The organism is uncultured Algibacter sp. (assembly GCF_947487605.1).
Lineage (GTDB): Bacteria > Bacteroidota > Bacteroidia > Flavobacteriales > Flavobacteriaceae > Algibacter_D.
Map to the genome: position 1 here is coordinate 226,449 of NZ_CANKXK010000006.1, position 12,403 is coordinate 238,851.

Sequence of the window (12,403 nt, forward strand, 5' to 3'; positions counted from 1 at the left end):
TCCATATCAGTTTTCCTTTGTAGGGAAATTAAAAGGGCTTTAAATTATGAAAGAAGGTTTAGCAGGAAAGATTGCCAAAAACTTTATAAACTCAAAGCTTACGGTACTTCTCATGATAGTATTCATGGTTATTGGCGTGTATAGTTCGTTTTTAATTCCGCGTGAAGAAGAACCACAGATTGATGTGCCTATAGCTGATATTTTTATTGGTTATCCTGGAGCAAGCCCTACCGAAGTTGAGTCTCGGGTTATAAAACCTTTAGAGAAGTTAATTTCGAATATTAAAGGCGTAGAATATGTGTATTCTACTTCGATGCAAGAACAAGGGATGGTAATTGTGCAATTTTATGTGGGTGAAGATATTGAACGTTCATTTGTGAAATTGTATAATGAAATTAACAAGCATATGGATCAAATGCCTAAGGGCGTAACATTTCCATTAGTAAAAACACGTGCTATTGATGATGTGCCTGTTTTAGGCTTAACACTTTGGAGTGAAACCTATGACGATTATCAATTAAAACAAATCGCAGAAGAATTAACAAACGAAATAGAAAAAGTTAGCGATGTCTCTGCAACCCAAAAAATAGGTGGTAGAAATAGACAATTACGAGTGGTGTTGGACAAAGATAAATTAGCAGAAAGCGGACTGGATTTTTTATCGGTTTCTAAAATGATTAAAGCTAACAACCAACAGTTAAGTGCAGGAAATTTTGATAAAAATGATATTGAATTTTTAGTGTCTACAGGTAAATTTTTAGAAACCGTTGTAGATGTTGAAAACCTAGTAGTTGGTGTTCAACAAAACCAACCTATTTATTTAAAACAGATTGCCACCATTATTGATGGTCCCGAAATACCAACAAATTATGTCTCCTTAGGCTTTGGTCAAGCTAGCGAAAAAGTGACTACATATAACTCTGAATATCCAGCAGTAACCATTTCAGTTGCTAAACGAAAAGGCGCAGATGCCATGAAAATTTCGGATATAATTATTGATAAAGTAGAACACTTGAAAACCAACTTGATCCCAGATGATGTGCATGTTGAAGTTACAAGAAATTATGGCGAAACGGCTTCACATAAAGTGTCCGAATTATTGATGCATCTTATTGGCGCAATTATAGCGGTAACACTTGTAGTTATGCTAGCTATGGGTTGGCGTGGTGGCTTGGTTGTATTCTTGTCTGTTCCCATTACGTTTGCTTTAACCTTATTGAGCTACTATATGCTTGATTATACACTAAACCGAATTACATTATTTGCTTTGGTATTTGTAACTGGTATTGTGGTGGACGATTCTATTATCATAGCCGAAAATATGCATAGGCATTTTAAAATGAAACGGCTTCCCTTTAAACAAGCAGCTCTATATGCCATAAACGAAGTAGGAAACCCTACTATATTAGCAACTTTTACAGTAATAGCCTCTGTATTACCCATGGCTTTTGTATCTGGGTTAATGGGGCCATATATGAGTCCTATGCCTATTGGTGCCTCCTTAGCGATGCTATTATCATTATTTGTAGCCTTAACCATTACGCCTTATTTGGGCTATATTTTCTTGCGTGAGAAAGATAAAAAAGGAGGTAAACAAAAAGTTAAAAAGCCTATAGAAGATGGTTTCATTTACAAGGTATATTCAAAATTTGAAACTCCATTAATTGAAAACAAGAAAACACGATGGTTGTTTTTAGGTATCACATTTTTATTACTTATGGGTTCTGTGGGACTATTTTTCACCAAATTAGTGGCGGTAAAAATGTTGCCTTTTGATAATAAAAATGAATTTCAAGTAGTTATCGATATGCCTGAAGGTAGCACCTTAGAACGTACGGCTACTGTAACCAAAGAAATAGCGCAATATTTATCTTCCAGAACAGAAGTGGTAAATTATCAAAACTATGTGGGAACCTCTGCCCCTATTACGTTTAACGGATTGGTACGTCATTACGACTTACGTGGCGGTAGTAATATGGCAGATATTCAAGTAAATCTTACCGATAAAAAAGAACGAAGCCTACAAAGTCATGATATTGCAAAATTAATGCGTCCAGACATTCAAAAAATAGCCCAAAAGTATAAAGCCAATGTAAAATTAGTAGAGGTGCCACCAGGGCCACCAGTACTTTCAACCATTGTTGCAGAAGTTTACGGGCCTAATTATGATGCGCAAATTGAAGTAGCAAATAAAGTGCAGAATATTCTAAAAAATACTACCGATGTTGTGGATGTCGATTGGATGTTTGAGGCAGACCAAGTAGAATACAAACTTATAATCGACAAAGAAAAAGCTATGCTATATGGTGTTACGCCAGAGCAGATTGTATATACCATGAATATGGCATTGTCTAATAAAGCGGTTACTAATTTATATGATGAAAATGCTACAACTCAAGTAGGTTTGGTTTTAGCATTAGATGAAAAAGAAAAATCTACCATTCAAGATATTTCTCAATTAAAAGTAAAATCAAATCATGGGTATATGGTTCCTATTGGCAATTTGGTAACTGTTCAACAAAATACAAAAGCCAAGAGTATTTACAGAAAAAACCAAAAGCGAGTGGTTTATGTTATGGCAGATATGGCAGGTACGTTAGAAAGCCCTGTTTATGTGATACTTGACATGGAAAAAAAATTAAAAGATATTAAACTTCCTGAAGGGTATAAAATGAACGAATTATATTTAAATCAACCCGATTTTGAAGACAATTACACCGTAAAATGGGACGGAGAATGGCAAATAACTTTAGAAGTTTTTAGGGATTTAGGAATAGCCTTTTTAGGGGTTATTATTATCATTTATATCTTGATAGTCGGGTGGTTTCAAAACTTTAAAGCACCTGTGGTTATGATGGTTGCCATACCCCTATCATTGATAGGTATTGTTTTAGGGCACTGGCTTATGGGCGCATTTTTTACAGCCACTTCATTTATTGGCATGATTGCACTTGCTGGTATTATGGTAAGAAATTCGGTATTACTTATCGATTTTATAAACTTAAGGTTAGCCGATAACATTCCATTAAAACAAGCTGTAATTGAAGCTGGAGCAGTGCGTACCACACCCATACTGTTAACTGCTGGAACGGTTGTTATTGGTGCATTTGTAATTCTATTTGATCCCATTTTTCAAGGTTTAGCCATTTCACTAATGGGTGGTACCATTGTAAGTACGTTTTTAACTCTATTGGTAGTGCCTTTGGTTTATTATATGATTGAGCGCAAAAACTATAAATAGTTGTCCGTTCGAGCACAGTCGAGAACTACTTCTCGTTAATAGAATTTAAACAGGTCTCTACTAAGCTCGACCAAACAATTTAAAAATTATAAATAAAATGAAATTAGTAATTGTTACAGCAGTAGAGGAATTTCAAAAAGATGTTCTAAAGTTATTTAAAAAGGCTAACATAGAAAGTTTTAGTAGTCATGATATTGATGGTTATAAAAATGCACCATCTGTTTTAAGAACATCTAGTTGGTTTCCTAGTGAAGCGGTGGGCAACGAGTCGCAATTATTTTTTTCTTTTACTAATGAGAGTCACATCGAAAATCTATTTAACTTAATAGAACTATTTAATAAAAATTTAGAAACCAACAACCCTATAAAAGCGGTTGTATTACCTATTGAGAAGCATATTTAAAACTTATCATTATGAAAAATAGAATTGTTAGAGCCGTGGCAGGAACTTTTATATTAACAAGTTTATTACTTGCTATTTATGTTAATATAAATTGGTTATGGTTTACAGCATTTGTAGGTGCAAATTTGTTACAATCATCAATTACAAAATGGTGCTTAATGGATACTATTTTAGAAAAAATATTTAAAGTGAAAGATTGATATTACAATGTTATAATTTTCATTAATGCTAACAGGCTTTTAGACTTATTTTCCTCATTTTTTATAAAATTTACCCATTGTATATTTATAAAAATCAAAAAGAGGCATGCTCACATTTAAAAACTTCAATATTGGTCTTTAAGAGATAAACGGAGGTTTAAGAAGCATTAACATACACTTCATAATTATCTCCAAAACTGATGAGCATCATTGCCTACACTACTTTATGGGCTTAACTTTATTTCATATTAACCAAAAAGTTATTATCATGAAAAAATTAATGCTTGGTTTATTTTTATTAGGATTAACCACCCAAGTTTATGCTCAAGGCTCCGAAACGTTTCCTGCGGTATACATCGTCCATAACTACAAATATTTAAGTGATGTAAACTCTAAAGAAGCCGCTATGCCAGTAGAAGAACTACATTTAAAAGTGAGTGACTTTAATGTAAAAGAATTAGATATCTATGCAGATGAATATGATTTATATGAAGTTTACTTTGTAATTCCTGAAGGAAAAATATTAGCTTCCTATGATTCGGAAAGTAATTTACTAAGAACAATAGAAAGATACAAAAACATCAATTTACCTGAATCTGTTTTGGAATCTGTGTCTACTAGATTTCCAAATTGGGCCATATCTAAAAATGCATATCTGGTTAATTACCATAATTCTGGTAAATTAAAAAAGCTTTACAAACTTACTCTTGAAAACGGCAACAAGCGTATTAAGATTAAAGTTGATGACAATGGAGATTTTTTATAATAACTTGTTTCAAGCTACTAGAAAAGTATTTTCAAGCTATTTGAAGATACTTTTCTTAAATGTTATTGATAAAAAATTAAAATGAAAGATTAAAAGCTTACCGCTTAAAAAATAATGACACAGGTAATTTATCTATTTATAGAAAACAAAGTTTATACAACCTCTCTTACTTATTATTAAGATGATGATGAAGCGGAGCATTGCCTTTTAATTCATTTACAAATAGTCATAAGCTATTTGAAGAAACTAAAAACATGAATAAAACGTTTCGAAATATTTTAGCAATCTGTATTGCAATTTTACCAATCAATATTATAATGATTTGGTATAGACTAACACAAACTGAAAATTTCTCGACAACTGATATGATTGTATATCCATTGATTTTTGGTGGCGGCTTATGCGTTCTAATTTTAGCGCTTAACAAATACTTAATAAGGGACACATTTAAAGAAACTTTTAATTCTGGTAAAGGAACTTGGTATTGGGATACCTTAGTAGCTTTAGGTTTAACGGCAATCTATTTTTTAATGTTTTTTTTAGAAAGAATGACGCTTTACCAATGGATACCAAATAATAATCCACCAAATACAGAATTGATAGATACAATAATAACTTTGGCAAATAACCCCTTGCTAATCATTATTTGGTTTGGTCCTGTTTTATGGATTGGCATTGCTCTTTTTGAAGAACTATCTAGAGTATTCTTATTAAAATGCTTGTGGAACATTAATGACAACAAAAATTGGCATATTGTTGCAATATTTTTAGCCTCTGCCCTAATTGGGATAGCACACTTATATCAAGGAACTGCTGGAATAATTTCTATAGGACTTAAAAGTGTTATTATGAGTTTTTACTTTTATAAATACCGAAGATTGTTACCGTTAGTCATATCTCACGCACTCTATGACGGCATACAGTTTGCTTTTTTTATTGTGCAATTTCAAAGTTAAAAAATGAAACAATTAACTAATTTACCAAACATTGGAAAAACGCTTGCTAAAAAATTGAATTCCGTTGGAATCGAAAATGAGAAAATGCTAAAAAAAATTGGCAGTAAAAATGCAATAGCTAAAATTATAACAATTGAAAATAGTGGTACTTGCATAAATATGCTTTATGCCATAGAAGGCGCTATACAAGGCATAAGATGGCACGGACTAGACAATAAAAAAAAACAAGAATTAAGCAATTATTATAAAACCTTGGAAAAAATAAAAACAATATCCTGATAAATATCATTTAAAAAAAACTGCAAGTATGCTAGATTTGTTAAGTTAAAAACTTGTCAACATGAAAACAATAATATATGCCACAGATTGTACCAAAAATGATGCTTCTTCGCTAAAGTATGCTTATCGTTTAAGTTTTATTATGAATGCTAATTTACATATTTTGCATGTATATAATTTTCCTCCCATTGCATTTTCAACCATCCAACCCTTAGACTTGCTTAAAAAGCGAATGCATCAAGAACAAATAGAACTTGTAGATAGTTACTGTAAAACTCATCTTAAAAACGAATTTCATCAAAAACCTGTTATAACTCATGTTATTGAGAACAATTCGGTTTCTGAAAGTATTCTGCGTCTTTCTAAAATACTAAGCCCAGATTTAATTATTATAGGCATGAAAGATAAACATAGTGCTAGAGGTTACTTTTCTGGTAATATTGCAAATACACTCTTAGATACCATCGAAATGCCATTGTTAATTGTCCCTAACAGCTTAGTTTATGATACAATATCTACGATAGTATATGCTACAGATTTTGAGGCAGCCGACATACTATCCATTCAAAAACTAATAGAAATTGCTAAACCATTTTCTGCACTTATAGAAGTTATACATGTTTATAAAACAGATGAATACCCTGTTAAAGAGTATATGAAGCAATTTAAGAATACACTTTTAAACGAGGTTTCTTATCCAGAAATAGCCTTTAAAACCATTGCTTCTACCAGTATTAAATCAGGCTTACATAGTGTTTTAAATAATGAAAAAGCCAGTATGTTAGCTATGTTAGAACGCAAACATAATTGGAGTTTTTCTAATATTTTTCATAAAGATTTAGTGAAAGACATGGAAGTATCATTAAAAATCCCTCTACTCGCTTTTAATAAGCATAGTGCAAAACTTCAAAACGAAAATGCTCTGTGTAATAATTATAAAAAAACACTAAGCTTTGGTTAAGTAGGCTTCTAAATTAAAGGTTATGGGGCTGTCCAAAAAAGGCGTCATTACTAACTTAAGTGAAGGAATCTTGAAAGTTCGAGTTATTTATTATTAGATTACTTCAAAATAAAAAGTTTCTCGTAATAGCTACTTTTAAGGCAGCCTCCTTTTTTTTAAACATCTCACTTGAGAAACGCAAAAACAACGATACAAACTCTATTAACTATCGCACCAGAATAAATACACAGAATTGGCTAAAAATGTCTCTTTAAACTGATGCATATCATTTCCAATTTTCACCTCCACGTGTATCTTTATTAGCATAGAAAAACATAACAATGAAAACGACATTGTACATACAACACTTAAAATGTGCTGATTGCGAATCAATCATTATAAAAAAACTTTCTGATTTAGAAAATATTTATAACATCACAATTAAGCTTCAATATGCTACTGTAACCTTTGAGCATGAAACAAAAGAAGATGTTGCCATAGTAAAACAAACACTTTCTAGAATAGGGTATCCTCCATATGGAGAAAAAAACACTTTCGCTAAAAAATCAAAATTAATAAATTAAGAATCAAGTAATTAATACAACACACTATTAATTTAATTACTAAAACAAAATATATTCTAACGGTTGTATAGATATTAAAGTAGCAAGTGTTGGAGTCGTTTAATACCACGCTGGCTATGTATAAAAATTATTATCATATATGATTTGAATGTGAATGATTGGCTAAATAAAAGTTAACACCTATTACAATTTATAATTGAAACTTTCATTTATAAAATTTGGTATAAATTGATGAATATCATTGTTACAATGTTTATCCTTTACTACTTTAAAACAAAATTGAGTCATGATACTTTATGTTTGTTTACTACTAATTTTGGCTTTTATCGTGGCACTACTATTAATTCCAATAACCATTTTTATTGATACAACATCTAACCAGTATTATATAAAACTGCAAGGGCTTGCAAAAGCAAATTTAGAACAACATAAACAGGAAATATTTAGAATACGGTTAAAAATATTGATTTTTAATTTCTACCTGTACCCTCTAAAAGCACAAGCAAAAAATAAGCTTAACAAAAAGAAACGTTATTCGCCAAAACCTAAAAGAAAGTTTCTTATAAAGAAGATTTTAAGAATGACAAAAACATTTAGAGTAACGCACTTTTTAATAAATATTGATACGGATAATTACATTTTGAATGCCAAATTATATCCGCTGTTTGGTTTATTGAATTACAATGGATGTAATTGTCATATTAATTTTCAAGGACAGAATCAATTGATTTTACTAGTTAAAAACAGACCAATAAATATTATTAAATCATTTATTAACTTTTAAATAATACATTATGGATTTACATTTTGAAGAATTATTAAGTCAGATTACTGACTTTATAAAAACAGAAGCCAAAACAGAGACTGTTGTTGGCCAACAATTTGAATTAGGACAATTTAAATGCGTTCCAGTAATTAAAGTAGGCATAGGCTTTGGTTCTGGTGGAGGTGAAGGAATGGAAACTAAAACAAAAGGTCGTAAAGGTCAAGGAGCTGGAGCTGGAGCTGGCATTGGTATTGAACCTATAGGCTTCTTGGTAACAAAAGACGAAGAAATTTCTTTTATTGACGCTGGTAAAACTCATGGGCTTGCCGCTGCTTTTGAAAAAGTACCAGACTTAATTGAAAAGGTTATTGAGAAAAGAAGTAAAGATGAGGCACCCGTTTAATTATTATTACTATTTAGCAATTTATAATCAGGCTAATTGTTTTTTTAATCATAAAATCAAACAAATTCAGCCTGATATTAAATTATAGCCCATTCATCCTTTATTATAATCAAATTCAAAGCTATTTTTTATCATCCTAAAAACCTAAAAAACAAAGTTTACATAAAGTTACTCTTCTTCTACTTAACCCCTTAACACCTAATAACATTCAAGGTTTTATCTTTTTAAGTATACTTACTAAGTTAAATATTTCTCCAAACAAATTATTGGTAAATTTAAAATCAATAATCTTTTAACTCAATAAAATTAAATTATAATTTAAAAAACTAATCTATATAATTAATTAAAAAGTATACTAATTCATCCTTTCAAAAGTTATATTTTTAGCCTTTCAATTAATTTTACAAAATGAAACGTAGTTTTTACTTTTTATTCACACTAGTTTTTCTAATTATTTGGAGTTCTTGTCGTAAAGATTTTGAATTTTATACTAGTACAGGTTCACTCGAATTCTCAAAAGACACAGTATATTTAGATACTATTTTTACAAATATAGGCTCAAGCACATATAATTTAAAGGTGTATAATAGAAGTGATGACGACATTCTCATACCATCTATAAAATTAGGACTTGGGCAAAATTCTGAATACCGATTAAACGTCGATGGTTTAACTGGCAAAGAATTTAACGACATCCAAATTCTTGCTAAGGATAGTATTTTTATTTTCGTAGAAACTACCATCAATATTAATAACTTCCCAAATCCTGATGGTAACTATCTTTATACAGACCAAATAGAGTTTGATGCTGGTGCAAATCTTCAAGAAGTTGAACTTGTCACGCTTGTAAAAGATGCAGTATTTATTTATCCAGAAAGAGATAATGCAACGAAAGTTATAGAAACACTCACTTTAGACATTGGTGGGGAACAGATAGAAACCGAGTTACAAGGTAGAGAACTAATAGCATCAGAATTGACCATGACTAATGACAAACCTTATGTTATTTATGGTTTTGCAACTGTACCAACTGGTGAAACACTTACCATTGAAGCTGGATCACGCTTACATTTTCATGATAACTCAGGTCTAATTGTATCTAACGGTGCCTCGCTACAAGTTAATGGAAGCCATAGTACAGATCAAGAGCTACTAGAAAATGAAGTGATTTTTGAAGGTGATCGCTTAGAACCAAATTTCTCTAATGTACCTGGACAATGGGGAACCATCTGGTTACTTGACGGTAGTATTAATACTATTATTAATTACGCCACAATTAAAAACGCATTAGTAGGCGTTTTATGTGATGGAAATCCTGATGAGGTAAACGACAAACTAACTATCAAAAATTCCCAAATATATAATTCAAGTAGTTTTGGTATTCTTGGTCGAAATACATCGATATCGGCAGAAAATTTGGTTATTAATAATGCTGGTCAGTCTTCGTTTGCAGGTACTCTAGGGGGTAAATATAATTTAACACATTGTACCATTGCCAATTATTGGTCAAATGGTTTTAGGCAGCTACCTTCTGTTTTGCTAAACAATTTTGTTTTAGATGAAGACAATAACGCTACGATTACAGATCTAGTTGAAGCAAATTTTAATAATTGTATTATCTACGGAAATGACAATCCTGAAATTTTACTAGATGAAATTGAAGATGATGCAGTCGTTTTTAATTTTAAATTCACTAATTGTCTAATTCGTTTTGAAGACAACAATGATAATTTTACAGGTCCAAATTACAATTTGACCGATACCAATCATTACGAAGGCAATATTTTTAATGAAGGCCCTAATTTTAAAGACACAGAGCAAAACATGCTAATTATAGGCGCTGAATCTGCTGCGATAAATATGGGATTAGAAACATTTGCAACACAAGTTCCAGTGGATATTTTAAATGTAAACAGAACAGCTTCTCCAGATATAGGAGCTTATCAGCATATTACTTTTCCAGAAGATGATTAGTGTTTTTATAGTTAATTCTGTCAGAAAGATTAATTATATTTACAGGATAACAGTAACAAAAAACTTATGATAACCTGACTTATTTACGGGATATCGGTAATAAAAGTTACTATATAACGAGTTGGCATTCATTAAAACAAACATTTGAAAACATTTAAAATTATTATCGGATTTTTATTGCTTTATGGAGCTGGAAAAGAATACCTAAATGCTAGCCGACAGTTAGACACTCCTTATGATATCGGAATTTTAATAGCTATATTGCTTTTGCTTCTTTTAAGTACTTGGCTAATTGGTAGTGGATTTTCAAAAAGAAAATTAAAATTTAAGTCTTTCGAATTCTTGAAATTTTTTATTATCTCATTTGTGGCTCTTGCATTTTTCGTAATAGTAAGTTTAGGCTCCAAAGTGATTCCTAGCAACTTTGCTGAAATCAATGGAATTACAGTTCCTTTAGGTAAATGCATGGATGGGAATCAGAGAATTATACCCGATAAACAAGAACGTTTATCATATTGCAAGTGTTTTGCTGAAAAAGTATTAAACGACTCAACTTTAAAATCAAAATATAGAAGAAAATTGGAAAATGATGACTTTTTAAAAGTCATAGCTGAAATACAAAAAAGTCAAATATTTCTTGAACTTGGGTTTGAAAATTGCATGAAATCAGTCAAAATGGAGTGGACAAATAATTTAGCGAACTCGATGAAAGAAAAACTAAAAAAACAATTAATCGGAACAGAATTTGAAAATACAAATGATATAGAAAAATACTGTGATTGTATGATTAAAGAATACCGCAAACTCCCCATAAACAAAATTATGGAAGACGGATTTATGATAAGCGATAAAGCTTTAGAAATTGATAAAAGGTGCACCATAGAATCTGTAAAAAAATAACGAAATGCCAACAATGTATAAAAATAATTGCTTGTACTTGCCTACTCGGAAAATCCTGCGGATTTTCCTATGGCTAGTTTTTGTTTACTAAATTAGTGACTTAACCACGCAACTATTCTTATACTGGACCGTTACCACACATTTGAACTCACTCAAACCTATGGACGATATTATAAACGGAAAAAATTTAGATTCAATCCTAAAATATTGTTTAGAAAAGAACAAAACAGACAATGGATATACATTTATATATGAATTAGAAAATAAACTTTTTACTGACTTTAATGAAGACGAAATAATGTCTTTAATAAAATACATTGATAATTCAGGATATGAGGTTCTTGAAATATACTTAACTGGTAATCCTTGTATTAATATTACAGGCTTAACAGAGCGTTTCTTAAAAAATGGTGGATTTACTAAAATCGAATCTGATTTAAAGTCTGACTCTGACCTTAAAAAAGATAAAGAATCGCTTGATTTAGAAATTAAACTTTTACAAAAAGATAAGTTACAATACGAGGAAACTATTCGAGAACAAAATGACCGAATAAGAGACTTGACAGAAAAACTTAAACTCATAAGTTTAATACAAAAATATTGGTGGGTTGTTCTTACTTGCATAGGTATTGGATGGTCTTTAGGAGAAGTTCTGGACAGATTAGTATGGACATAAAAAATATGAATCCAATCCAAGCCCAAAACACCCGACAATAATTGTTTAGTTTGATTAAAGTTTTATTGTAATATTTTGACATAATAATTGATTTTAAAATTTAAAAAAACGTGTGGTAACAAAGTATAAAATTAATGCTTGGATCTGTGCTTAATCCAGCGATTAGTCCTGTTTTGCTACATCTGATTTTCCTACGGAAAATCCTCGCACACAAAACCGCACTAATCTTATACATAAACGTTAGGCAACATTAGATGAAACCGTATATTGATAAAATATCTGAATTAATAAACCAAAAAGAAATTCGACACGAAA

Annotated in this window: 13 protein-coding genes; all 13 read left to right on the forward strand. The window is 30.8% G+C overall.

What is annotated here, in order from left to right; genetic code table 11:
• Positions 1 to 46: 46 nt before the first annotated feature.
• Positions 47 to 3,241, forward strand: a complete 3,195-nt coding sequence (locus Q0739_RS09225; protein WP_298238428.1) for an efflux RND transporter permease subunit — start codon at positions 47 to 49, stop codon at positions 3,239 to 3,241.
• Positions 3,242 to 3,338: 97 nt separating this feature from the next.
• Positions 3,339 to 3,644 carry a hypothetical protein gene (locus Q0739_RS09230; RefSeq protein ID WP_298238429.1) on the forward strand — a complete coding sequence of 102 codons (306 nt, stop codon included), beginning with the start codon at positions 3,339 to 3,341 and terminating at the stop codon, positions 3,642 to 3,644.
• Positions 3,645 to 3,655: 11 nt separating this feature from the next.
• Positions 3,656 to 3,844 (forward strand): DUF2892 domain-containing protein, encoded by a 189-nt coding sequence (locus Q0739_RS09235; RefSeq protein WP_298238430.1) that lies wholly within the window; start codon positions 3,656 to 3,658, stop codon positions 3,842 to 3,844.
• Between the two features lie 268 nt (positions 3,845 to 4,112).
• A complete protein-coding gene (locus tag Q0739_RS09240; protein ID WP_298238431.1) occupies positions 4,113 to 4,610 on the forward strand; it encodes a nicotinate-nucleotide adenylyltransferase in 498 nt (165 codons plus the stop codon).
• A 254-nt stretch (positions 4,611 to 4,864) separates the two neighbouring features.
• Complete coding sequence (locus Q0739_RS09245; protein ID WP_298238432.1) at positions 4,865 to 5,566, forward strand: CPBP family intramembrane glutamic endopeptidase; 702 nt, start codon at positions 4,865 to 4,867, stop codon at positions 5,564 to 5,566.
• 3 nt (positions 5,567 to 5,569) lie between these two features.
• On the forward strand, positions 5,570 to 5,845 hold the full coding sequence (locus tag Q0739_RS09250; protein ID WP_298238433.1) for a TfoX/Sxy family protein: 276 nt from the start codon (positions 5,570 to 5,572) through the stop codon (positions 5,843 to 5,845).
• Positions 5,846 to 5,906: 61 nt separating this feature from the next.
• Positions 5,907 to 6,806, forward strand: a complete 900-nt coding sequence (locus Q0739_RS09255) for a universal stress protein (RefSeq protein WP_298238434.1) — start codon at positions 5,907 to 5,909, stop codon at positions 6,804 to 6,806.
• A gap of 320 nt (positions 6,807 to 7,126) precedes the next feature.
• On the forward strand, positions 7,127 to 7,369 hold the full coding sequence (locus Q0739_RS09260) for a cation transporter (RefSeq protein WP_298238435.1): 243 nt from the start codon (positions 7,127 to 7,129) through the stop codon (positions 7,367 to 7,369).
• Between the two features lie 328 nt (positions 7,370 to 7,697).
• Positions 7,698 to 8,153, forward strand: coding sequence for a hypothetical protein (locus Q0739_RS09265; RefSeq protein WP_298238436.1), 456 nt, complete (start codon positions 7,698 to 7,700; stop codon positions 8,151 to 8,153).
• A 10-nt stretch (positions 8,154 to 8,163) separates the two neighbouring features.
• Positions 8,164 to 8,538 carry a GerW family sporulation protein gene (locus Q0739_RS09270; RefSeq protein ID WP_298238437.1) on the forward strand — a complete coding sequence of 125 codons (375 nt, stop codon included), beginning with the start codon at positions 8,164 to 8,166 and terminating at the stop codon, positions 8,536 to 8,538.
• A 408-nt stretch (positions 8,539 to 8,946) separates the two neighbouring features.
• The gene (locus tag Q0739_RS09275; protein ID WP_298238438.1) at positions 8,947 to 10,512 is read left to right on the forward strand and encodes a hypothetical protein; all 1,566 of its coding nucleotides are present in this window, start codon (positions 8,947 to 8,949) and stop codon (positions 10,510 to 10,512) included.
• A 144-nt stretch (positions 10,513 to 10,656) separates the two neighbouring features.
• The gene (locus Q0739_RS09280) at positions 10,657 to 11,412 is read left to right on the forward strand and encodes a hypothetical protein (RefSeq protein WP_298238439.1); all 756 of its coding nucleotides are present in this window, start codon (positions 10,657 to 10,659) and stop codon (positions 11,410 to 11,412) included.
• A 160-nt stretch (positions 11,413 to 11,572) separates the two neighbouring features.
• Positions 11,573 to 12,088 (forward strand): hypothetical protein, encoded by a 516-nt coding sequence (locus Q0739_RS09285; protein WP_298238440.1) that lies wholly within the window; start codon positions 11,573 to 11,575, stop codon positions 12,086 to 12,088.
• Positions 12,089 to 12,403 lie beyond the last annotated feature (315 nt).

Bases quoted from the DNA above. Each gene is read 5' to 3' on its own strand.
- Q0739_RS09225 (WP_298238428.1), top strand. From the start codon at position 47: ATGAAAGAAGGTTTAGCAGGAAAGATTGCCAAAAACTTTATAAACTCA.
- Q0739_RS09230 (WP_298238429.1), top strand. From the start codon at position 3,339: ATGAAATTAGTAATTGTTACAGCAGTAGAGGAATTTCAAAAAGATGTT.
- Q0739_RS09235 (WP_298238430.1), top strand. From the start codon at position 3,656: ATGAAAAATAGAATTGTTAGAGCCGTGGCAGGAACTTTTATATTAACA.
- Q0739_RS09240 (WP_298238431.1), top strand. From the start codon at position 4,113: ATGAAAAAATTAATGCTTGGTTTATTTTTATTAGGATTAACCACCCAA.
- Q0739_RS09245 (WP_298238432.1), top strand. From the start codon at position 4,865: ATGAATAAAACGTTTCGAAATATTTTAGCAATCTGTATTGCAATTTTA.
- Q0739_RS09250 (WP_298238433.1), top strand. From the start codon at position 5,570: ATGAAACAATTAACTAATTTACCAAACATTGGAAAAACGCTTGCTAAA.
- Q0739_RS09255 (WP_298238434.1), top strand. From the start codon at position 5,907: ATGAAAACAATAATATATGCCACAGATTGTACCAAAAATGATGCTTCT.
- Q0739_RS09260 (WP_298238435.1), top strand. From the start codon at position 7,127: ATGAAAACGACATTGTACATACAACACTTAAAATGTGCTGATTGCGAA.
- Q0739_RS09270 (WP_298238437.1), top strand. From the start codon at position 8,164: ATGGATTTACATTTTGAAGAATTATTAAGTCAGATTACTGACTTTATA.
- Q0739_RS09275 (WP_298238438.1), top strand. From the start codon at position 8,947: ATGAAACGTAGTTTTTACTTTTTATTCACACTAGTTTTTCTAATTATT.
- Q0739_RS09285 (WP_298238440.1), top strand. From the start codon at position 11,573: ATGGACGATATTATAAACGGAAAAAATTTAGATTCAATCCTAAAATAT.